Annotated in this window: 19 protein-coding genes; 10 read left to right on the forward strand and 9 right to left on the reverse strand. The window is 45.2% G+C overall.

Annotated elements, in window-relative coordinates; all coding sequences use genetic code 11:
* Positions 1-361: 361 nt before the first annotated feature.
* The 4 genes from QUA53_RS09785 to QUA53_RS09800 form a co-directional block, all read right to left on the reverse strand.
* Positions 362-1,348, reverse strand: coding sequence for a hypothetical protein (locus tag QUA53_RS09785; protein WP_333096882.1), 987 nt, complete (start codon positions 1,346-1,348; stop codon positions 362-364).
* A 20-nt stretch (positions 1,349-1,368) separates the two neighbouring features.
* A complete protein-coding gene (locus QUA53_RS09790; RefSeq protein ID WP_333096884.1) occupies positions 1,369-2,745 on the reverse strand; it encodes an oligosaccharide flippase family protein in 1,377 nt (458 codons plus the stop codon).
* A 181-nt stretch (positions 2,746-2,926) separates the two neighbouring features.
* Entirely contained in the window at positions 2,927-3,715 is a 789-nt protein-coding gene (locus QUA53_RS09795) for a TIGR03943 family putative permease subunit (RefSeq protein ID WP_333096885.1), read from the reverse strand.
* A gap of 179 nt (positions 3,716-3,894) precedes the next feature.
* Complete coding sequence (locus tag QUA53_RS09800; protein WP_333096887.1) at positions 3,895-4,974, reverse strand: permease; 1,080 nt, start codon at positions 4,972-4,974, stop codon at positions 3,895-3,897.
* A gap of 1,001 nt (positions 4,975-5,975) precedes the next feature.
* Here QUA53_RS09800 and QUA53_RS09805 point away from each other — a divergent pair.
* Positions 5,976-7,415: a HAMP domain-containing sensor histidine kinase gene (locus QUA53_RS09805; RefSeq protein WP_333096889.1), complete on the forward strand. Its 1,440-nt coding sequence runs from the start codon at positions 5,976-5,978 to the stop codon at positions 7,413-7,415.
* A 130-nt stretch (positions 7,416-7,545) separates the two neighbouring features.
* Here QUA53_RS09805 and dnaN read toward each other — a convergent pair whose 3' ends face one another.
* Entirely contained in the window at positions 7,546-8,685 is a 1,140-nt protein-coding gene (dnaN, locus tag QUA53_RS09810; protein ID WP_006632140.1) for a DNA polymerase III subunit beta, read from the reverse strand.
* Between the two features lie 1,087 nt (positions 8,686-9,772).
* Here dnaN and QUA53_RS09815 point away from each other — a divergent pair.
* Together QUA53_RS09815 and QUA53_RS09820 are read left to right on the forward strand one after the other, a co-directional pair.
* On the forward strand, positions 9,773-10,441 hold the full coding sequence (locus QUA53_RS09815) for a MotA/TolQ/ExbB proton channel family protein (protein WP_333096891.1): 669 nt from the start codon (positions 9,773-9,775) through the stop codon (positions 10,439-10,441).
* Positions 10,419-10,826, forward strand: coding sequence for a biopolymer transporter ExbD (locus tag QUA53_RS09820; protein ID WP_333096893.1), 408 nt, complete (start codon positions 10,419-10,421; stop codon positions 10,824-10,826). Before QUA53_RS09815 ends, QUA53_RS09820 begins: the two co-directional genes overlap by 23 nt.
* Before the next feature lie 145 nt (positions 10,827-10,971).
* Here QUA53_RS09820 and QUA53_RS09825 read toward each other — a convergent pair whose 3' ends face one another.
* Entirely contained in the window at positions 10,972-11,145 is a 174-nt protein-coding gene (locus QUA53_RS09825; RefSeq protein WP_333221999.1) for a hypothetical protein, read from the reverse strand.
* A 105-nt stretch (positions 11,146-11,250) separates the two neighbouring features.
* Complete coding sequence (gene dnaA / locus QUA53_RS09830; protein WP_333096897.1) at positions 11,251-12,621, reverse strand: chromosomal replication initiator protein DnaA; 1,371 nt, start codon at positions 12,619-12,621, stop codon at positions 11,251-11,253.
* Between the two features lie 184 nt (positions 12,622-12,805).
* Between dnaA and QUA53_RS09835 the strand changes: the two genes are divergently transcribed.
* The 6 genes from QUA53_RS09835 to QUA53_RS09860 all read left to right on the forward strand — a co-directional run bounded on the left by QUA53_RS09835 (position 12,806) and on the right by QUA53_RS09860 (position 18,274).
* Positions 12,806-14,053, forward strand: coding sequence for an HhoA/HhoB/HtrA family serine endopeptidase (locus QUA53_RS09835; protein ID WP_333096898.1), 1,248 nt, complete (start codon positions 12,806-12,808; stop codon positions 14,051-14,053).
* Positions 14,054-14,149: 96 nt separating this feature from the next.
* Entirely contained in the window at positions 14,150-14,710 is a 561-nt protein-coding gene (gene def / locus QUA53_RS09840) for a peptide deformylase (protein ID WP_333096899.1), read from the forward strand.
* Between the two features lie 64 nt (positions 14,711-14,774).
* A complete protein-coding gene (locus QUA53_RS09845) occupies positions 14,775-15,326 on the forward strand; it encodes an AAA family ATPase (protein WP_333096901.1) in 552 nt (183 codons plus the stop codon).
* A 140-nt stretch (positions 15,327-15,466) separates the two neighbouring features.
* Positions 15,467-16,036 (forward strand): TerD family protein, encoded by a 570-nt coding sequence (locus tag QUA53_RS09850; RefSeq protein ID WP_333096902.1) that lies wholly within the window; start codon positions 15,467-15,469, stop codon positions 16,034-16,036.
* 54 nt (positions 16,037-16,090) lie between these two features.
* Complete coding sequence (locus QUA53_RS09855) at positions 16,091-17,593, forward strand: TerD family protein (protein ID WP_333096903.1); 1,503 nt, start codon at positions 16,091-16,093, stop codon at positions 17,591-17,593.
* Between the two features lie 81 nt (positions 17,594-17,674).
* On the forward strand, positions 17,675-18,274 hold the full coding sequence (locus QUA53_RS09860) for a TerD family protein (RefSeq protein WP_333096905.1): 600 nt from the start codon (positions 17,675-17,677) through the stop codon (positions 18,272-18,274).
* A gap of 144 nt (positions 18,275-18,418) precedes the next feature.
* Here QUA53_RS09860 and lysS read toward each other — a convergent pair whose 3' ends face one another.
* Positions 18,419-19,972 (reverse strand): lysine--tRNA ligase, encoded by a 1,554-nt coding sequence (gene lysS / locus QUA53_RS09865; protein ID WP_333096907.1) that lies wholly within the window; start codon positions 19,970-19,972, stop codon positions 18,419-18,421.
* 317 nt (positions 19,973-20,289) lie between these two features.
* Positions 20,290-20,427, reverse strand: a complete 138-nt coding sequence (locus tag QUA53_RS09870; protein ID WP_190734883.1) for a hypothetical protein — start codon at positions 20,425-20,427, stop codon at positions 20,290-20,292.
* A gap of 36 nt (positions 20,428-20,463) precedes the next feature.
* Here QUA53_RS09870 and tkt point away from each other — a divergent pair, with 36 nt between their 5' ends.
* Positions 20,464-22,479: a transketolase gene (tkt, locus tag QUA53_RS09875; protein WP_333096909.1), complete on the forward strand. Its 2,016-nt coding sequence runs from the start codon at positions 20,464-20,466 to the stop codon at positions 22,477-22,479.
* Positions 22,480-22,485: the final 6 nt, after the last annotated feature.

A 22,485-nucleotide genomic window follows, 5' to 3' on the forward strand; every position in this document is an offset into this window, starting at 1 on the left:
TACCAGCGAGAAGGGCTGGAACGAAGTATGTTGGTCACTAACTCGGTTTCTGAAAGTGTTGATGCCTCCAGGACTGAATTAAACTCACGAGCTTAAATCCGTGGATTCTGCGGCACTTTCAACAGTATCAACCGAGTGGAGATATGGTGAAATTTGAGTTTTACCTTTTAGGATGCCTCAGAGCTAAAAATTGCTCGATCGAGAGAGGATTTGAGGACAGTAGATCACCCTACAATTGTGCCAGTTGCGTCCAGGAATATTTGAGATTAAATCTCAAATCGCTAATTATTTTATAGGTTGAGAGTTAACCCTGGCGCTCTACCCATCTTCCTAATAATCATGACCCCTACTTAGATACCTTTCACGAATCCTTGACTATTAGGGGGTTGGAAATATTATTAACTGCTGACAGTGTATATGGCGATTCTGGTGCGGGATACAGCTTAGAATATTTGCTATCGTAATGTCTGACCTCAAAATAGTTTAAGTTTGACGGGTGAGGCTTATAGATTGAGAAACATTCCAAAATACAAAAAGTCGCTGCACTCTCTAAAGGCCCGACATTCACTACTTGATTTTTAAAGAGCCGACCTGATTTCATCCACTCTTTCATCTGCTTTCTTGACAAACAGTAAAATGCTGAATGAGGATTGCTAAACTCAGCAAATTTTACACCTTCTATCTTTACACTAGATAGCTGATTCCATGATAGCTCCGGATCTATTGTCAAATCAATATATCTCTTGGTTCCTTGATACATTTCAAAACGGTTTGGGTAAAGAATAGCATTCTCATACCCGCTTTGTCGGTTAAATTTTTCTAATTTTTCTAGAATGAAAGCATCATACAAAACAATGTCATCTTCTATGAATAAAAACCAGTCAAATTTTTCTACTCTTTCGACAAATTCTTCCTGAAGCCTAAACTCTACAAACATGGGATCGCATTCAGGGCCTTCTTGTATCTGAATGCAATTAATTTGATATTCAGGTAAGTAGGCTGTAACGTGCCTGTTCGGTAGGGTTTGGATAGCAATACTCAGGTCGCAATGAGCAAAACTCGTCAACAGTCCATCTATTGTATGCCTGAGTCTCTCTATTTTTTCTGCGCCTTTTTCTGGATTGTTAGATTCTTCAACGGATGTAATGTGTGCGACAGCAGCAAAGACTTTGGGACGTTCTTTTTCGGGTTGCTCGATTTGTTTAAATAAATTTATAATGCTATTTCTTTGATAAAATAACATCAGTTTAGCATACCTCCTAGTCACTCGCAATATTTCTTGAAACAGAGCAATTTGTAAAAAGATAAAGTGAATTACTTTTCTTCTTGTATTGGGTTCGGCTGACATATAGACAATCTCCTTTTCCTTTACTTAAACAGTTGATTGATGGGAATTAAATCCATCGGTGATATTTTATCGATTGGCAGACCAAAATCAAAAGCCACTCTACACCAAATTAGAGTGGCTAGCACCCCTATAAACAGCCCTGTTAATTGAATATCCTGCCAAAAACAAGTTAGTCCTTCTTTCCACAAACCGTAGTTAGTTACTGCATAGGTAGGAAGGTCGCCCAGAGCTACAGCAATCACGGCACCTAAATTACCTTTTAAGTGGTATCCCAGCGGTATAGTTATACATAGATTCACAAAAGTCAGCAGATTACCCATAGCTGCGTACTGAGACTTTCCTACGGCTAACAGACAAGAACCCATCATATTGTGCAAGGTGGTGTGCCAGATACCTAAAGCCAAGATTGGCATCATCCAAGAAGCCGCCGCATACTCTTTCCGATAGAGTATTAAAATTAACTGATCTCCGAAGCTCACAAAAATTGCTAAACCTACGGCTAATGGTATTAGAATTAACTTGCGGTTGTTCAGGATCTTGGCGCGCAACTCTTCCCGCGGCAACGTGGCTAGCATAGAAATCGAGGGAAAAATCACCCGGCCACTAATGGCGATGATGACTTGGCGCGGCATATCCCCCAGGGTAAAAGCGATGCCGTAAATGCCCAACAGTGTTAAAGTAAATATTTTCCCGAGAATGAGTCGATCGGCTTGAGAACACAGAAAAAATAAAATCGTAGACAAAAATATCCATTTGCCATAAGAAAATATTTCTTTTACGGCTTCTTTATCCCAAGCAAAGCGGTTTGACTTGCCGGGAATCAAAAAATGGCTCCATACTAACTCCACTACAGCTCCAGTCCAGCCGCCTACAACGATCGCCCAAATGCTGCGATCGAATAAAGCCCACACAATCATCACTGTAGTAGAAATTATCTGCGTACCCAACTCAAAAAGCACTACTTCCTTAACGCTCATTTTGCGTTCTAGGGTGGATACGGAAGTCGATTTAAACCCTCCTATTAGGGTATTTATACTTATGGCTGGAATCAACCACATCAGACGGGGTTCTTCATAGAATTGAGTAACTGGCCAGGTTATTAGAATTAAACACAACCAGACAAACAAGCTGCGAATAACTTGCATTGTCCAAGCAGTGTTGAAAAATTGAGGCTCGTCCCCGCGCTTGTTTTGAATGATACTTGGGCCCAGACCTATGTCTGTGAATAAGTTAATGCCTATGATGAAAACGTAGGCTAGACCCATTAGACCAAATAATTCAGGCAAAAGCAGGCGCGTCAGGATTAGGTTGCTACCAAATCGGATAATTTGACTGCTTCCATAACTTGCGATCGTCCAAACAGCACCTTTGATAGCTAATTTTTTTTCGGATGACATATACTCAGAATTTATTTCCTAATTACGAGTGTAGTTGCTGAATTTGTTATTTGCAACTCCTACAGGATGCTGCTGCGACTTTTATAGCTGACTGTACAGTATCTTTATTTGTATACGGAGAAGGGTTCTCAGTACCCATCTCGCAATAAATGTAAAATAGAATCTCATACTTCCTCTATACCTAATAATCATAAGGATTTTTGGGTTCGGGAATTGGCTGGAGGGAGGATGCTTGAATGATTAATTTGCGCTTGCCTTGGAGTTCTTCTACGATCGTTTCTCCTTCTATTTCTAGCCAACTGTCTGGGGCAAAGGCGGTGCGGCTTTGACCGATCGGTAATTTTACTGGCAACCCGATGGGATAGGCGTCGGCCGCGCAGCAGGTAATGATAAAACGCCCGATCCACATATATTGTTCTGCTATGTTGGGGGGGTGAATTACAAATCCTTGAACTTTGACTTTTTGACCTCTGTATGTATCGGGTTCTGGATTGAAATTTAACAGCCGCACCCATTCGACGAGCGATCGCTGTTCGGGTTTTGTAGTATTGCGAAATTCTTGGGGTTGCAGTCTGGTGATTGGCAGGGATTCAGTGAGGCCTCGTTCTAATGCTGTCTGGCTGCTAAAAGTGCGTGGCGTTGTTAGTAAACCGATTAATGCGACGCTCAACATTAAGGTACTGCCGATGCTGGGGGGAAACAAAGTAACGTGTTCAACTTCTGTAACTCTTAGAGAGTTATTTGCTAGTGATGTTCGCGATTGCTTTGTGGTGCGATCGAGTTTTACGAGTTCCCAAGTTTTTAACCCGCCAATAACCATTAAGCCGATTCCTCCCGCTAAAGTCAAGCCAAAGTAATTGGGGTGAATGAGAATGCTTAATTTGCCTGTAATCCAATATTTTAGGAGCAGTATTCCCCACGCTAAGATAGCTAGGGCGTCCAGCCAGGGGCTAATTTTTTTAAAATTCATTTTGTAAGAGTCATTGAGAATTGGGAATAGAGAGTTTGAAGGAAGAAAAAGAAAGAATAAGACGAAATAAGGAAGAACAAAGATTGAAAAAACAGCTACCCGTATATCCGTGAGTACCGTCGTGAATCAATTTCATTGAAAATCGCAACGGGTATTATTTATATGTCATATCTAATTTATTAACCTAAATGCAAGTTAACACCGAGGGTCATTAAAAAGGTTAACTGAGCTGCCAAGACAATTATGTAAACTACGGCTCGACTTTTAAAAATTGACAGCATTAAACCTATGCCTTTGAGGTCAATCATCGGGCCGAAAACGAGAAAGGCTAACAGCGAACCGCTGGTAAATGTGGAAGCAAAAGACAGGGCAAAAAAGGCATCTACTGTAGAACAAATGGATACGACTGCGGCTAATAGTAGCATGGCGAGAATTGAGGAAACGGGCCCTTGACCGAGGTTGAGAATGAGTTCGCGGGGTGCGCCAACTTGAATGATTGCTGCGATCGCACTTCCGATTACCAACACTCCTCCCAATTCGCGCAACTCCTGTACCATAGTATCTAAAAGCAGGCGCAGACGCTCTTTAGAAACGCGGTGGAACATCGAGGAACGTTTCGAGGTTTTTCCTGTTTGGCCTGTTTGTAATGGCTTCCAGTCGTCTTGTAGCAAAGATTCGATCGGCACCGCCCCCCCCGGCTGACCGAGCATAAAAGTTCCCGACTGCAACAGCAGCGGAGTGTTGGCTTGGACGAGCTCTTGTTCGGAAAACTCTGGTTTTGGTAGAGGGATAGCGCGGGCTACAGCAGGTTGCAGCAGAGGTCGCAAGTCTTTTTGGGTGCTGAACACCCAGCCGATAATTGTGGCTGTGACTAGGGAAAATACCACCCGCAAAACTACAATTTCTGGCTGATCGCGAAATGCCGTCCAAGTCGCCCAAATTACCACGGGGTTGATGGTGGGGGCCGCAAGCAAAAAGCCGATCGCGGCTGGTGCGGGCACTCCCTGCATCAGTAGCCTGCGGGCTACGGGCACGTTACCGCACTCGCACACGGGAAACAAAAAGCCGATCGAACTGCCCATCAAAGCCCCCAGTAGCGGGTTTCGCGGGATGCGGGATACGAGTTTGCGTTCGTCTACAAACCCCAGCAGCAAACCTGAGAATAAAACTCCCAGCAGCAGAAAAGGTATTGCTTCTACTAACAAGCTGAGAAAAAGGGTAAAAGCATTGTTTAACTGATTCGTGAGGGCGGGTTGCATCGATCACCTACTGGTAAATTGCTATTTAGTTACACGTCTTTGGCAGAACCCCCTGTCGATCATACCAAAGCACAGCACTAAGTTAAGATTCAGTTGAAACTTTTTTCTTACAATCCTCTATCTTATAGCCATCATTAAAACTCGCAGAGCCTGGTACGGACACGGCCGTACCGTTTCCCTATAGATATGGCGTACAATATATATCCGTCCCTACTTTTCACCATGGTATATGATTAATTTTTAAATTTAATAAAGCCTTTTCTTTGCTGGAATTGGTATAGTTTATAATTTAATCAATGCTAGCTTGTGAATGATTTGGAATGGTTAAAGTTGTTTGAATTCCACTCAATTTTTCTACCTGATATCTAATTCGGTGGCATCGGAATTGATATTACCCACACTCAGGACACCGCGCCTGGCCGTTTCCCTACAATTAATCGGCAGCCGGTGGTTAGATCTTTCATCGAAAAAAAGTGATTATTTTGGGGTAGGGAAACGGCATTGCCGTGTCCTTCGTTGTCTTGAGTATCAAAGGCCGTAGCTGGTGGGGGGGACACCATCGCGGTTATAGTGCGACCTAAAACTCAGGGACGCCCACCCACGGGTACATTCGACCGCGAGGCGGGCGATCGGGCAATTCCGATTTTCCTCTATTGTCACTTTATTATATTTTGGAAAAATGTAATCTTATTATTAAAAATAGGTTAAGACCCGAATTCCAGGTTAATGAATAATTAAATAGTCGAACCAAGCGTTAATACCCCTCAAGTCAGTATAAAATAAAGTCAGGCCTAGCCAGGGCGCATTTATATCGGTGATACTTAATATTGCCTAATACTTTAAGTGGTAAAATTTTTCTTACTACAGTCAGTTTTTTGTGTAATTTAAAAAGCAGTTTGCCAGGAGATGCCGGTCAAAGCACTCAGCAACTCACCTGCTGACCTTTGGTAGCTGAATGTCTGCTAGCAAATAGAACCCCAAAAAAGCGTACTGATGAATTTATGTTGAATACCTCCTGCGTAGAAAGACCAGTCCAACCCATCTCCGAGGCTGACCTAGGAGAACTTTGTTTAGACTCTACTCTCCAACAATTGTCGCTGTACGATTTTCAGGTAGAAGCTACGGATTGGGGAATGCGAATTTCTCAGATGTTAGAAGCTAATCCGCTGTTACCGGGAGTCATTGTGACCCATCAAGGTGAATTTGCCGGCATGATTTCCCGGCGGAGATTTTTAGAATTTATCAGCCGTCCTTTTGGGCGAGAATTATTTTTAAAGCGACCAGTGAGGGCTTTGTACCGCTTTGCCGAAACTGAGAGTTTAATTTTTCCCAGCAATACTTTAATCGTCGATGCAGCCAGGAAGTCGCTGTTGCGATCGAAAGAACTGCTTTACGAACCGATTGTGGTTCAATTGTCACCTCAAACTTATAGTTTGCTAGACGTGCACGAACTGTTAGTAGCGCAATCCAATATTCATGAACTAGCAACAAAATTGCTGAGGCAGCAAACTCAATCTCAACTAATTCAAACCGAAAAACTAGCGAGTTTGGGACAGATGGTAGCTGGAGTAGCCCACGAAATTAGAAATCCCGTCACCTGCATCAGCGGAAATCTAGGCTTTTTGTCTAACTACTCGAAAGACATCATGGAGTTGCTATCTGCTTACGAACAAATTGTGGGTAACACCGAAAAAATTGACCAACTCAAAAAACACATAGAATTTGATTTTTTGCAAGAAGATTGGGTAGAAATTCTCAAAAGTATGAAAGTTTCATCGCAGAGGCTGACCGAACTCGTCACCAGCCTGCACACCTTTTCTCACATGGACGAAACCCATTTGAAACAAGCTAACATCCACGAATGTATTGACAGTACGCTGCTAATTATGAAAAACCGTCTCAAGTACGGAATTGAAGTAGTTAAAAGCTATGGAGATTTGCCTTTAGTCAAGTGTTACTCTGGTCAGTTGAGCCAGGTATTTATGAATATTATCAGCAATGCAATCGACGCTTTGGAAGAGGTAAAAGAAGAAAAAGGTTTTATGCCTGCGATTACTATTGAAACCGAGGTAATAGACAGTTGTGACGGAGACTGCGTAAATTCGGAATTAATTCAAAATTATGTTATGGGCGATCGACAAAATGCAAAACCGCTATCATCCGCCAGCCAAAACGGCGACTTCTGCCCAGAAGCAGGGGCAAAAAATCAAAATAACGCTTGGATAGCAATCAGAATTGCCGATAACGGACCGGGAATTCCGCCAGAAATTCAACGGCGGATTTTTGAGACATTTTTCACCACTAAACCCGCTGGGAAAGGTACTGGTTTGGGGTTGGCAATTACCCATCAAATTGTTACGGAAAAGCATAAAGGCAAGTTAAATTTGCATTCTACTCCCGGTACAGGTACTGAATTTGAAATTTTGTTGCCGTTGATTTGAAGGAAGTCCCGCAACCGATGAGTGTAACGGATGTAAGGGATACTAACGAATGGATGGAAGAGGGAATGCAGGACACGGATACACGGATTTAGGTAAGGTGCGCATTGCGCACCCTACTGTTACGCTACTGTTACGCTCGAAGCTGAACTGGCATCACCAAGAATGTAGCATTGACTCCGCCTAAAGGCTGAAAAATTACAGGTGCAAGAGCACCGTTTAATTGCAGTTGAATTTCGGGAGACTGAGCAGTTTTCAAAATGTCAATTAAGTATTTCACGTTGAAAGCAATATCTATGCTATCTCCCGAAATCTGTGCGGGCATTGACTCTTTACCACAGCCGACATCTTTAGCATCTACAGACAAAGTAATTTCCTGATTCTCCTCGTCGATGCTGCATTTGAGAATATTATTTTTTTGGTCTGCAAACACGGCAATTCTTTCTACTGCTGCTAAGAACGATCGCCTTTCTAAGGTAATTTGCCGCTCAAAGGAGGGCGGAATCAACTGCCGGTATGCGGGATATTGCCCTTCCAAGGTGCGGGTTGTCAGCCGCTGGTCTGCCCACTCAAACACTACTTGACCGTGTTCAAAATGCAGGGTTACAGGTTCAGTCCACTGTCGCATCACCAGCATTCTTTCTACTTCCCGCAATGCTTTAGCGGGGACTGTCACCTCAAATTCTTCTTGAGTTTCTTCGCCTTCAGCTTTTTCATTTGCAGTTTGAACTACTGCCAATCTGTGGCCGTCTGTAGCTGCAAATTCCAAGCAATCTTGCAATACTTTTAAATGCACGCCTGCAAGTACCTGTTTTGCCTCGTCGGGGCTAGTAGCAAATAAAGTTCCTTTGAGTCCTTCTATCAAGGCTTCGGGTGGCAATTTGAGGATTGTTCCGGCTTCGATTGCGGGTAATTCTGGGAATTCTTCGGGGCCCATGCCTCTAACTTGGTAGCTGCCAGAACTGCAAGTGAGATATGCTACGGTGTCTCCGGCTTCGTCTTCTAAAGTAATCTCTCCATCCGGGAGTCTCGAAACAATATCGTTAAGCAATTTAGCGGGTATTGTAAAACTGCCGCCGCCTGTTACTTCTGCTGCGAAGCTGGTACGAATGCCCAAACTGAGATCGAAAGCTGTCAAGCTAACCCGCTGATTTTCCTCATCCGCTACTAAGAGCACGTTGGCTAGTACCGGATGTGTCGGGCGGGAGGGAACGGCCCGACTTACCAACGAGAGGTTGGCGTTGAGGTCACTTTGGGTGCAAACCAATTTCATGGTAGGAAGGTTAATTAACCGGATTTGAAACAGAAACAAATCGTATCACAGAAAGCCAGCGGGTCGGTTTTTCTGTGTGTAGGGCTTAAGCATGGGGCGCTTATTCCCGGTTTCTACGCAAAATTTTGCCTGTAAAAACGAGAAATCTTCGTAGAAACCGGGTTTCTGAGGTTAGCGCGCGTCGCGAACTATGTGTGTCGGGCGTCTAGGGCTCACCAGTTTTTTTTATTTATTTAATTATTTTTGTATCGATCGCCCTGTAGAAACTGTGGAAAAAAAGTTAATTGTTTGCTGGGCGTGACTTGTAGCTAAGAATTATATCGATTCCGGTTGCACTCCTTATCATTGTTGAGTGTTGACTGTTGACTGTACAGCGAGATCCTACTTTGCACGCTACAGTCCTTAAGCCTATGCTGTCACTTTCGGCAAAAAATAATCTGGAAGGCTTATAGCATAAGACTTTTACCAAAATTCTCGATTTGGGCCATTCTGTTAGAAAATAAACGCTCAAATGCTAGCTATATCTACAGTTAAAAATTTGGCTCTTATTTTTATTTTCCCAGAGTAACAGAATAGGGTTAAGAGCGTACCGCTTCGTTGCAGCAAGGGCGCAGATCTTACGAGCGATCGCCCAGCCGATGTGCGGACAGGTTCCAGTCTCACTGGGTTGGGCGATCGGCTGTTGACTGGGTGACAATGCCTCTGGAACCTTGATGATAAAAGCATTGAAGCCCATAAATGTCAAAAAAGATAGCGGATTATTGACAGCTTATTGACTTATAATATCGTCGGAGAGATCCTTGAACCTGATTCTCTACGATCCCCACTCTCTTTTCTTGAGTAACCAGGCGAAGATCCTTTCGCTGGCTCACTAAACTCAAAACCTTGACGCAGCATTGCTTTCAACCTGCTTGTCACCAGGTCGAGATCGGCTGGCGTTGATTCAAGATGATGTCAATTTCCTCGTATGACCTTGGAAGACTAAAATTCATCAGCCTTTGGTATTGGATATTTTATTGAGATAAATTATCATCAGTGCTGTAGAGCAAAATTGCTGGCACTGCCAGCGGTCAATTAGGAGAGGTGGATGAATTTTTCAGCAATACGTGAACAATTTTTGGCAGGCGGTATTGTCATGTGGCCGCTGCTGCTTTGTTCAATTCTGTCGGTAACGCTGGCGAGCGAACGCGCCCTATTCTGGATCAGAATTTACAGACGACAAAAGCAAGTTGCTCATGATGTTTTGCGGCTCTATCAACTCAATAACATGGTGAGTGCGATCGATAAGCTCAAGCAGAATGTTGACTTACCGATCGCCCGCATTTTCCTCAGCACGTTGCAGCTTGAAGAGGCGACACCTGAAGAATTTATTCTAGCGCTAGAAACCGAGGGAAAAATCGAAATTCTGCTACTGAAGCGGTTCAATCATATTTTTGACACGATCGTTGCGCTAGCACCATTGCTCGGTCTTCAAGGCACAGTATTTGGGCTAATGACCACATTTGCCTCGATTAACATTGGCAACCTTGCAGCGACAAATAAATCGGGTTTGACCGCAGGCATTAGCGAAGACTTGATTGCCACTTCTGCCGGATTGCTAGTGGGCATTATCACTCTGACATTTTCCAGCATTTACCGGGGCTTATATCAGCGCGAAGTTGGCCGAATTGAAGAATATGGAGGGCAGCTAGAACTGCTTTATCGCCGTCATTATCGAACTGCACAAAAAGAGTATGAACCTACCAAAAGATCCTGAAATTCCTCCACCAATTAATATTGTGCCACTGATTGATGTGGTGTTCTCGCTGCTCACATTTTTCATTCTCTCTAGCTTGTTCTTAAGCAGCCCTGAAGGACTGCCTGTGAATTTGCCCAAAGCGACTGCGAGCCAGCCGACACAGACAACGAACCGAGTCACCATCACGATTGATTCAAAAGGACAAGTCAGTCTCGATCGTCAGCGCACAACGGTAGAGGCTTTGCCCGGACAACTGAGCGCCTTAGCTGCTACTCGTCAAGACCTGATTGCCGTGATTAACTCTGACGAAACCGTTGATTTTGGCTTGGCTGTAGCCGTTATGGATCGGGTGCGACAGGTTAAAGGAGTTAAACTAGCCGTTGCGACTCGCAGACCCCAATGATATCGATTCCGGTTGCACTCCTTATCATTGTTGACTCTTGACTGTTGACTGTAGAAGGAGGGGTCAAAAAAATGAAAATTGCGCGAATTATTAATTACGAGCTTGATTCGACTTTACGCCCGACTCCGGAAGCACGGATTTGATATCATTGCAGCGCGGCCGGAATTGATATTACCTGTGGAAAACTTGTGGGAAAGCTGGTGCGGTCGATCGCCCGCCCATTTTTTGTGCAAAAACTGTTTCGGGCGATCGAGTAAAGTTTTCCACAAAGGGAGGGCAACTTTTCCACAGGTTTTTCCACAGGCAAGCTGCTACGCATAGAAATTGTCTGTGATCGGAGAGTTACCCGTTCGGTGATGCCGATCTTGAAATCGCTACATAGAGTCATTGGTGTGACAACTGACAACTGACAACTGACTTCTTCTCAAGTTTTTCGGCTGACAGCATTAATTCGATCGCTCAACTGACGCAAAGTTTGAGCCAAATTCGGGTCAGTGTTCCGCAACTGAGCAATTTTGTCGCAACTGTAAAGCACAGTCGTGTGATCTTTGCCACCGAATACTTCCCCAACTTTCGGCAAACTCAAACCAGTATGCTGCCGAATTAAATACATCCCTATTTGACGTGCCAGACTAATTTCTCGCCGACGGGAAATTCCTTTTAAATCTTCAACAGAAACATCAAACTCCTCAGCCACAACTGCAATTACTGCATCTGGCGTTGCCTCTACGCTTTCAGTTTGTGGATTCAAAACCGGGGTGATATTTTCCACGGTCATCGGCAAACCAGTAATGGAAAGATATGCTACCGCCCGAATCAAAGCTCCTTCCAATTCCCGAACGTTGGAAGTGTAACTAGAAGCAATGTATTCAATGACATCTCGCGGCAACCGCATATTTTCATACTCGGCTTTTTTCTGCAAAATTGCCATCCGAGTTTCCAAGTCTGGCAATTGAATATCGGCAATTAATCCCATGGAAAATCTGGAACACAAACGCTCTTGCAGGCGGGGGATTTGCTGCGGCGGGCGATCTGAAGCTAAAACTACTTGATTCCCGGCTTCGTGCAAAGTATTAAAAGTGTGAAAAAATTCTTCTTGAGTGTATTCTTTGCCTTCAATAAATTGGATGTCATCTATCAATAAAACATCTGCGGCCCGATAATGATCGCGGAAAGTTTGCATACTGTCTTTGCGAATTGCGGCGATTAAATCGTTAGTAAATTTCTCAGTAGAAACGTAAAAAATCTTGGCGTTGGGGTCAATTTCCAAGCGATAATGACCGATCGCCTGCATCAAATGAGTTTTGCCCAAACCGACCCCGCCACACAAAAATAGGGGATTGAATTCTCGGCCCGGCGACTCGGCTACCGCGAGGGAGGCGGCGTGAGCCATGCGGTTGTTAGAACCGACGACAAAGCGGGAAAATAGGTATTTTGGGTTTAAATTGGCGGGTTTGGGGGGGTGAAGCGAGTGGCTTTCCGGGACATCGGCGATGGGGGAGGGCCAAATTATGGCCGAGTCGCTGCTGCCGCCTGTTTCGTTTCCTCCGGCAATTGTCAAGTAAATGTCTACGGGATAGCCCAGAATTTCTGCGACTGCATCGGCAAGGATTTCTCTGTAATATTTTTGCAACCAATTGCGAGCAAAGGGATTGGGGGCGCTCACGATCAAACAGTTATTTTCGAGTTGTTCGGCTCTAGCAGTTTTGATCCACGTCTCAAAGCTAGGTCTGCTCAGTTGTACCTGGAGACGTTCAAGTATCTGATTCCACAGACTTTCGAGGGGAATGTCCACTGCTCACCTCTGCCGATCGGCATTCAAGATATTAATTCTACTCTAGAGAGTTTAGTCGTCAGATGCTAAAGTTTAAGGGAGTCTGCCGATCGCCAAAATTTTTGCGGCTCTGCAGCCCAAACCAGGTATCGGGGAGCTGTTCAGCAAATATTTAGATTTGGCAGGAAAGCCTAAAAACGTGGCCATGAAGAGTTCTACTGGCAAATTTTGGAAGCAACCGGCAATTTACATATTGCTGCTGGTAACGGGAGCCGGGGCCGCCATGTTGGGCGATCGTCTGACGGTTTCTCAATTTCGTGCAAATTCTGGGGATTCTGGACAAAGGGGGCTGGAACCGAAATTGCAACTGCCTCCTAATACAAAGGAAAAGGATCGAGTTAGCAAAGTCTTGCCGCCGGTTTCCTTGTCAGGCGACGCGGCTAATGTGAATTTTATTGTGGCTGCGGTGGCAAAAGTTGGCCCGGCAGTGGTTCGGATCGATGCTTCGCGCCGGGTGCAGCCGGGAAATAGAGGGCTGTCGCCGCAAGATTTTTTGGGCATAGAACCGAATTCGGGCGGCCGGGGCGGAATTGAACGGGGTACTGGTTCGGGTTTTGCGATCGGTGCCGACGGCGTTATTCTCACTAACGCTCACGTTGTAGAGGGAGCCGATACAGTAAATGTAACTCTCAAGGACGGCCGCAGCTTTCAGGGGCGGGTGTTGGGGGCGGATAAGGTCACGGATGTGGCTGTGGTGAAGATTGAGGCGAATAATGTGCCTGTGGTGGCGATCGGCAATTCGGATAAGCTGTTGTCTGGGGAATGGGCGATCGCGATTGGCAATCCTTTGGGTTTGGACAATTCCGTAACAGCGGGGATTATTAGCGCTACGGGGCGATCGAGCTCTGACGTGGGCGTACCCGACAAGCGGATCGGTTTTATCCAAACAGATGCTGCGATTAATCCGGGGAATTCCGGCGGCCCGCTGCTGAATGCTTCGGGTCAAGTTATTGGCATGAATACGGCGATTATTCAAGGTGCTCAAGGATTGGGGTTTGCGATTCCCATTCAGGCGGCGCAACAGGTGGCGAAGGAACTGATTTCGACGGGGAAAGTCGAACACGCTTATTTGGGAATTGAAATGGCGACGCTGAATCCAGAGGTTAAGGAGCAAATTAACAGCAACGCTAACAGCAGCCTGCGAGTTACAGTCGATCGGGGTGTGGCTATTGTTAGTGTAGTTCCTGCTTCTCCCGCTGCAGCGGCAGGTTTGCGGGCTGGAGATGTGATTCAAAAAATTAACAATCAGCCGATTATTCAGTCGGAAGCTGTTCAGGATTTCGTACAAAATGCTAAGGTTGGCGGTCTGTTGCAAATGGAAATCAACCGCAACGGGCAAATAGTTAATTTGACTGTTAAAACGGGAAGTTTGCCGGTTCAAAAAGTTAGATAATCTGTTGATGGTTGACAGTTGGCCGTTGACGGTTGACAGTTGACGGTTGACAGTTGACAGTTGTTACCAATTACCAATTACCAAGGACTAATTAATATGGCAGAAATCTTGCAAATTTCTCAATTAGGAAATCCCGTGCTGCGCCGCCCGTCGCAAGTTGTCGAGAATATTCAGGACGATCGCATTCAACAGTTGATTGACAGCTTAATCTTTACAGTACAGCAGGCAAACGGAGTGGGGATTGCCGCCCCTCAAGCGGCTCAGTCCGATCGCCTGTTCATTGTCGCATCCCGCCCCAACCTGCGCTATCCCCAAGCACCCCACATGGAACCCACAGCGATGATTAATCCCCGGATTGTGGCTGCATCAACAGAGACAGTCAAAGACTGGGAAGGCTGTTTGAGCATTCCGGGAATTCGGGGATTGGTGCCCAGAAGTAAGGCGATCGAGATAGAATACACCAGTAGAGACGGCAAACTCCACCGACAAGAATTGACAGACTTTGTGGCCCGAATTTTTCAACACGAACACGACCATTTAGATGGAATTGTGTTTTTAGACAGGATAGAAAGCACCAGAGAACTGATGGCAGAGGATGAGTACCAAAAGCAATTTGTTAATTTACTCCCTTCAGCACAAATCTGTGAGCCGATTTGAGATTTACTCGTTATTACTCACTCGTTTTTTGTAGCGCAGAGTCATTGAATCTATTACAAACAGTATGAATAGCAATCAACAACCTGCAAATCATCAGCCACAAATTATTTTGATTACGGGGAACATGGCTGCTGGCAAATCAACTGCTGCCCAATCACTTGCCGAACGGTTGCCCAAAAGTGTTCACCTGCGCGGAGATATCTTTCGTCGCATGATTGTGAATGGGCAGGCGGAAATGGCCTTAAATTTGTCAGCAGAGGCATATCAGCAACTTCAACTGCGCTATCACCTGGCAGCAATGGCAGCGCGACAGTATCTCCAGGCTGGCTTTACGGTTGTCTATCAAGACATCATCATTGGTTTGGCACTCAGTGAGGTAGTCGCCGCGTTTCATGATGTGCCGTTGTCTGCGATCGTTCTGTGTCCCCAGGCAGAGGTTGTAGCGGCACGAGATGCAGCAAGATCCAAGACCGGATATGCCAACGAAACAATGGTTTATGAATTCGATCGCGTGCTCCGCACCGAAACTCCTCGTCTCGGTTATTGGCTGGATTCAACCCATCTAACGGTTAAAGAAACGGTCGATCGGATTTTGGCAAATTTGCAAGAGGAATGAGTGAAATAACATCGCTATGTGCCTGAGCGCGATCGCTCCTAAATCAATCGTTTAAAGGGAAGATATCTTATACTTGACATTTAAAATTTGTGATATAACTATTAACAATAACATCAAAGATGTTGCGAACAGGAGAGCAAATGTCTATCAATTTGGAAAAAGGCGGGAGAATCAATCTCTCTAAAGAAGCACCGGGGCTAAAAAATGCCGGGATTGGTTTGGGATGGGATACCAATATTACAGACACAGGCGCAGCATTTGATTTAGATGCTTCCGTGTTTATGTTGGGGGCTACTGGCAAAATACCCGGCGAAAAATACTTTGTTTTCTACAACAACAAGGAGTCGCCGGACACCTCTGTAATACATCTGGGAGATAGCCGAACAGGAGAAGGATTTGGCGATGATGAAACCGTTACAGTCGATTTAACCAAAGTCGATCCGGCGGTGCAAGAAATTGTGTTTGTGGTAACTATCCACGAAGCAGAATCCAGAAGGCAAAACTTCGGTCAAGTGCGGAATGCTTTTATCAGGATTTACGACACTACTACTAACACAGAGGTAACGAAGTACGATTTGGACGAGGATTTTTCTAGGGAGACTGCGGTAGAATTTGGCAGACTTTACAAAAAAGACGGCGAGTGGAGGTTCCAAGCTGTAGGACAAGGCTACAATTCCGGCCTGCAAAGCTTTGTAGATAAGTATGCCTGATAAAAGGTCGATCGATCCTATCTAAATAAATCGAGGGAAAATTCGGAAGCAGGAATGTTTCCCTCGATTTTAAGCAATCAGACTCATGAGGTGACAAACCAGATGGGAATTCAATTAAAGAAGGGCGAAAGATTTAATCTTTCTCAAACATCTCCTACTTTAACAAAAGTTGCGATCGCCCTGGGATGGGAAATAGCAACTCAACAAAGTTTATCCAACTCAAACCATCAAAGCTGCGATATCGATGCCTCTGTTTTTGCGTTAGGTTCGGACGGCAAAATCCCCGATGAAAGATACTTTGTATTTTACAATAACTCGCAGTCGCCGGACGGAGCGATCGCCCATTCGGGAGATAATCAAACTGGTCACACTCAAGGAGATGACGAGACAATTTATGTAGACTTAGAAAAAGTAACCGCTGCTGTTGAGGAAATGGTTTTTGTGGTCACGATTCACGACGCACAAGCTAAACATCAAAATTTCAGCCAAATCAGAAATGCTTTTATCCGATTGTACGATCGCGAAACCGGGAGCGAACTAGCGCGGTATGATTTAACAGAAGGTTTTTCTGAAGAAACAGCAGTCGAGTTTGGACGGTTGTATAAAAAAGAGGCAGCTTGGAGATTTCAGGCCGTAGGACAAGGATATAAAGCAGGGTTGCAGAGTTTTGTTGACAAGTATCATTCAGAGATTAAACAGCAAGAAAAGCCAGCACAACGTACAGTAGAACTGCCTAAGTTACCAGTTATTGAAGATAGCCACAAAAGTCAGAAAGCTATAGCATTAGACAAAAAGCTTGAGGAGAAAGCGCCGCACATTTTTAATCTTGCTAAGAAAGCCGATATCTCGCTCAAGAAAGCAAATCTGACAAATCACAATGCTCAAGTAGCGCTTTGCCTCGATATTTCTGCTTCCATGTCTTCGCTGTACAGTTCAGGCAAGATTCAGCGTTTGGCAGAGAAGATTTTGGCTTTGGGATGTCGGTTTGATGACAACGCAGCGATCGACATATTTCTGTTTGGAGCCAACCCCCACAATCCCGGTGAAATGTCGATCGACAATTTCTCAAACTTCATCCACCATATACTGCAACAGTATCCTTTAGAAGGAGGTACTTACTACGGCAAAGTGATGAAGGAAATTAGAAACTTCTATTTTCCTGACGGTCGCGGTAGCAGGCGCTACGCACCTATTAAAGCCGATCGACCTGTCTACGTGATGTTTGTAACTGATGGAGAAACTGCGGACGAATCGCAAAGCAAGCAGCAGTTACAATGGTCGTCCCACGAACCGATATTTTGGCAGTTTATGGCGATCGGCAAGTCGCAGAAAGATGTCAAAAGTAAGGGAGTTCGCGGGTGGTTAGCAAGAACCGTAGCGAGCGATTTTAGCTTTTTAGAACAGCTTGACGAAATGGGCGATCGCTACCTAGACAACGCCGATTTCTTCAGTTTAGAAGACCCGGAACATATTGCCGATGAGGAATTATACGATTTGTTGACAGCCGAATATCCGCATTGGGTAAAATCAGCACGAATCAAAAATCTCTTACCCTAGAAACAGCTTTTGCCGGCCAACAAAATGCTAGCTTAGGGCAATCATTCAACTTCAAAATAAACCTTACACAATCACAAAACTATGGCTATCAACTTGACAAAAGGACAATCAATCGTTCTCAGCAAAAGCGAATACGACTTGTCCAGACTGACAATGGCTTTGGGCTGGGATGTAGCGAAATCTAAACAAGGTCTTTTCGGCCGAAGCAGCGGTGCAAATTTTGACTTAGATTCCTACGCTCTGCTGCTGGGCGAAAATGGCAAATTAAAGAACTACAAAGAGGATGTAATTTATTACTCTAATTTGGAGTCCAAAGACAAAACAGTTGTTCACTCAGGCGACAATCTCACCGGGGCGGGAGACGGAGACGACGAACAAATATTGGTGAAACTGAGTTCTTTGCCAGCACAATATCACAAAATAATTTTGGGAGTTAATATTTACGATGGGAAAGAGAGAAAACAGCATTTTGGCTTGGTAGAAAATGCTTTTGTGAGAGCTGTAGATGCCGCCGGGAAAGAAATCGCTCGCTATCGCTTGTCCAATGACCCATCTTATGAAGGAAAATTAAATATGTTGATGGGAGAAGTCTATCGAGAAGGCAGCGAGTGGAAGTTTAAGGCTTTGGGAAATCCTTTGGCTGAAGATTTGAACGGTGTTGTCGGTTCGTTTATGCGGTGATATCAAAAATGTTTTTTTAACCGCAGATAAAGGCAGATAAACGCAGATGAAATTCCATCTGCGTTTATCTGTGTTAATCCGCTGATATCTGCGGTTAAAAAATCCCCATGTACTTATTAGACATCGGCAAAAAAGCTACTCCAATCAATCTTTGACCGGCCGCATTGTCGGGAACATGACGGCATCTCGGATGCTTTGAGTATTAGTTAAAAGCATCACCAATCTGTCTACACCGATCCCCATTCCCGCACAATTAGGCATTCCCAAAGATAGTGCTTGGATAAAGTCTTCATCCATTGGATGCGCTTCGTCATCGCCGGCATTTTTCTGCGCCAACTGTTCCTCAAACCGCTTTCTTTGCTCTTTCGGATCGTTCAATTCTGAGAATCCGTTCGAGTATTCTGTACCGTTAATAAATAGCTCGAAACGTTCTACAAATCCCGGCTTGCTGCGATGTCCTTTCGCTAAGGGACTGACTTCGACGGGGTAGTCGATGATGAATGTAGGTTGAATTAGTTTAGGAACAACTAATTTGTCAAAAACTGCATACAGCACGTAGCCTAAACTCTGTTGTTCTAACTTAGACAGGTGCAGTTCGAGTTTGCTTGCAGATTCGATCGCACTTTCCAAGTCCAAACTGTCAAAATCCAGCCCAAACTCGTCTCTGACAGATTCTACCATCGTTTTCACTTGCCAGTGTTTGCCGCTGAAACCCGGATATTTTTCGCTGTAGTCGAACTTGCGTTCTAAACTAATCATTTCCCCCTGATTTTCAATTTCTTTGACATCCCCAAATACCGCTGCCGCTGCGAAACATATCACGTCTTCGACAACTGTTAAAATGTCGAAAACATCGGCATAAGCTTGGTAAACTTCTAAAGAGGTAAACTCTGGATTGTGGGTGCTGTCAATTCCCTCATTTCTAAATGCTTTCCCTAGTTCAAATACTCGCTCGAAACCGCCGCAAATTGCTCTTTTTAAGAATAATTCTGGAGCCACTCGCAAATATAAATCCACTTCCAAAGCATTATGGTGAGTGATGAATGGCTTAGCAGCAGCACCGCCATAAATAGCTTGCAGTGTTGGCGTTTCTATTTCGTAAAAATTTGCTTGCCACAGATAGGAACGGATGCTTTGAACGATGCGGCTGCGAAGCATAAAACGGTTGAGCGCATCTTGGTTGCTTGCCAAATCCATTTCGCGGTGACGGCGGCAAACTTCGGGGTCGTTAATTCCATAATAAGAATCGGGAAATTGAATGGTAGCTTTTGATAAAAGCTTTAATTCCCTCACTAAAATAGAAAGTTCTCCCCTGGGGGTGCGGCAGCCGATACCTTCGACGCCGACAAAATCGCCGACATCGAGCAATTTTTTAATTTGTTCAAAGCTCAAACCGACTTCGCCGGTGACGATTGCTTTCTCGATTTTGAGTTGAATTTTGTCTGTGGCGTCTTTTAAATCGATGAAACCAATTTTGCCGCTGTCTCGCTTGGAAGTGATGCGGCCGGCTAATCGCAGGGAAATTTCTTCGGGGTCAGTTTCTCCGTTTTCGAGTTCTTTTCCCGGCTGACTAAATATTTCGCGAACTTGCTTGGCTGTGTGCGATCGCGCGTAGGATTCACTGGGATACGGTTCTATGCCTTGCGATCGCAGTTCGTCTACTTTTTGACTGCGGACTTCGGCTTCACTGAGAGTCATTAGTTATTGCCTGATTAAAATTACAAATATCTGACATCTTGCACTATTTTGGCATCGTGCGATCGGGTGGGCTAGAAGAGCCCAACCCCTACTCCCCACAAGAAAATTCACTCTTTGTGGAACAGGCATCTTGCCTGTTCGTGACAAAGCTGCAAGATGTCAGAAACACCAAACTCTATCATAACTAGGTGGTTTTGAGAGCCAATTTGCCAAATAATAAGTTACACGCTCTCGTAGCCTGATCGCACAGATCCGCACTCGCCCCAGAAATATCTCCGATAACAATTTACAATCGAGTGCACAAAGCGACCGAAACATTAAAAAATTAAGTTGTCTGTCGATCGCAACAGGTGAGATGATATGTAGTGCAGCCTCACGGCAGTTCCATAGAAACTGAACAGCAGAAACGCGAGCGATCGAACTCGGCTCATCGCACCTCTGTCAGAATCGACCACACACACTCTCTCTCTTAACGTATAAAAACCAGAATTATGGCTGTTGCAACCCAATCACTCGAAGAACTCTGCATCAACTCTATCCGCTTTTTGGCCATCGATGCGGTAGAAAAAGCAAAATCAGGACACCCGGGACTGCCGATGGGCGCTGCCCCTATGGCCTTTGTGCTGTGGGATCGGTTCATGCGGTTCAACCCCAAAAACCCCAAGTGGTTTAATCGCGATCGCTTCGTCCTCTCAGCCGGCCACGGCTGTATGCTACAGTACGCCCTCATGTACTTGACCGGCTACGATAGCGTCACCCTCGACGACATCAAACAATTTCGTCAGTGGGAATCCAAAACCCCCGGACACCCCGAAAACTTCGTCACCGAAGGCGTAGAAGTTACCACCGGCCCCCTCGGACAAGGAATTGCTAATGCCGTCGGTTTGGCAATGGCAGAAGCTCACCTCGCTGCTAAGTTTAACAAGCCCGACCATAAAATTGTTGACCACTACACCTATGTCATCATGGGTGATGGCTGCCACATGGAAGGCATTTCTGGCGAAGCTTGTTCTTTGGCCGGACACCTCGGACTCGGCAAATTAATTGCCTTGTACGATGACAATCACATTTCTATTGAAGGCGACACAAGCTTGGCCTTTACTGAAGATGTCGGCAAGCGTTTTGAAGCTTACAATTGGCACGTTATTACAGTAGACAATACCGCTCTAGATGAAGATACTAACCTAGAAGCAGTTCACAAAGCTATTGAAGAAGCCAAAAAAGTCACGGACAAACCGTCCATGATTAAAGTCCGCACCATCATTGGTTACGGTTCTCCTAACAAGCGCAATTCTTACAGTTCTCACGGTGCTGCTTTGGGTACCGATGAAGTGAAAGCAACTCGCGATTTCTTGAAGTGGGAACACGCACCGTTTGAGATTCCTGATGATGCTTTGTCACACTTCCGCAAAGCAGTCGATCGCGGTGCTCAAGCTGAGCAAGAATGGCACAAAGCTTTTGAGGCTTATAAAGCAGCATATCCTGCCGAAGCAGCAGAATATGAGCGCACAGTGGCAGGCAAACTTCCTGAAGGTTGGGATAAAGTTTTGCCGACATACAAGCCGGAAGATAAGGCAGATTCGACTCGGAATCATTCTGGAAAATGTTTGAATGCTTTGGCAAGTGTGTTACCTGAACTGATCGGCGGTTCCGCTGACTTGGCATCTTCTAACATGACTTTGCTCAAGGGTGAAAAAGACTTCCAAAAAGGTCAGTACGAAGGACGTAACCTGCGGTTTGGCGTGCGGGAACACGGCATGGGTGCAATCGCCAACGGTATGCTTTTGCACGGCGGTTTAATTCCTTACTGCGCCACTTTCTTGGTATTTGCTGACTATATGCGGGGAGCAATTCGCCTCTCTGCACTATCGGAAGCTGGAGTTATTTATGTAATGACTCACGACTCCGTAGCCTTGGGCGAAGACGGCCCGACTCACCAACCGGTGGAAACTCTAGCTTCTTTGCGAGTAATTCCCGATTTGTTGGTAATGCGCCCAGCAGACGGAAATGAAACATCAGGCGCTTACAAAGTGGCAGTTGAAAGCCGCACTCGCCCAACTTTAATGGCTTTGTCGCGCCAAAACTTGCCTAACTTGGCTGGAAGTTCGATGGAAGGAACAGCCAAAGGCGCTTACATTTTGTCCGACGACGGCGGCACTCCCGACATCATTTTAATCGGCACCGGCGGCGAAACATACCTCTGCGTTGATGCCGCTGAAAAATTGCGCGCCGCAGGCAATAAAGTGCGGGTAGTTTCCATGCCTTGCTGGGAATTGTTCGACTTACAAGATGCCGCTTACCGCGAATCTGTACTGCCAAAAGCTGTTACTAAACGCTTGGCAGTTGAAGCGGCTGCTAGCTTCGGCTGGGGACGTTATTTGGGTTCCGAAGGCGATAGCATCAGCATCGACAGATTCGGCGCTTCTGCACCGGGCCCCGTTGCTTTAGAAAAGTTTGGCTACACCGTTGATAATGTGGTAGCTAAGGCTCAGGCGCTGCTGGGTTAATAGCAG

Source organism: Microcoleus sp. Pol12B3 (assembly GCF_036701355.1).
Taxonomy (GTDB): Bacteria; Cyanobacteriota; Cyanobacteriia; order Cyanobacteriales; family Microcoleaceae; genus Microcoleus.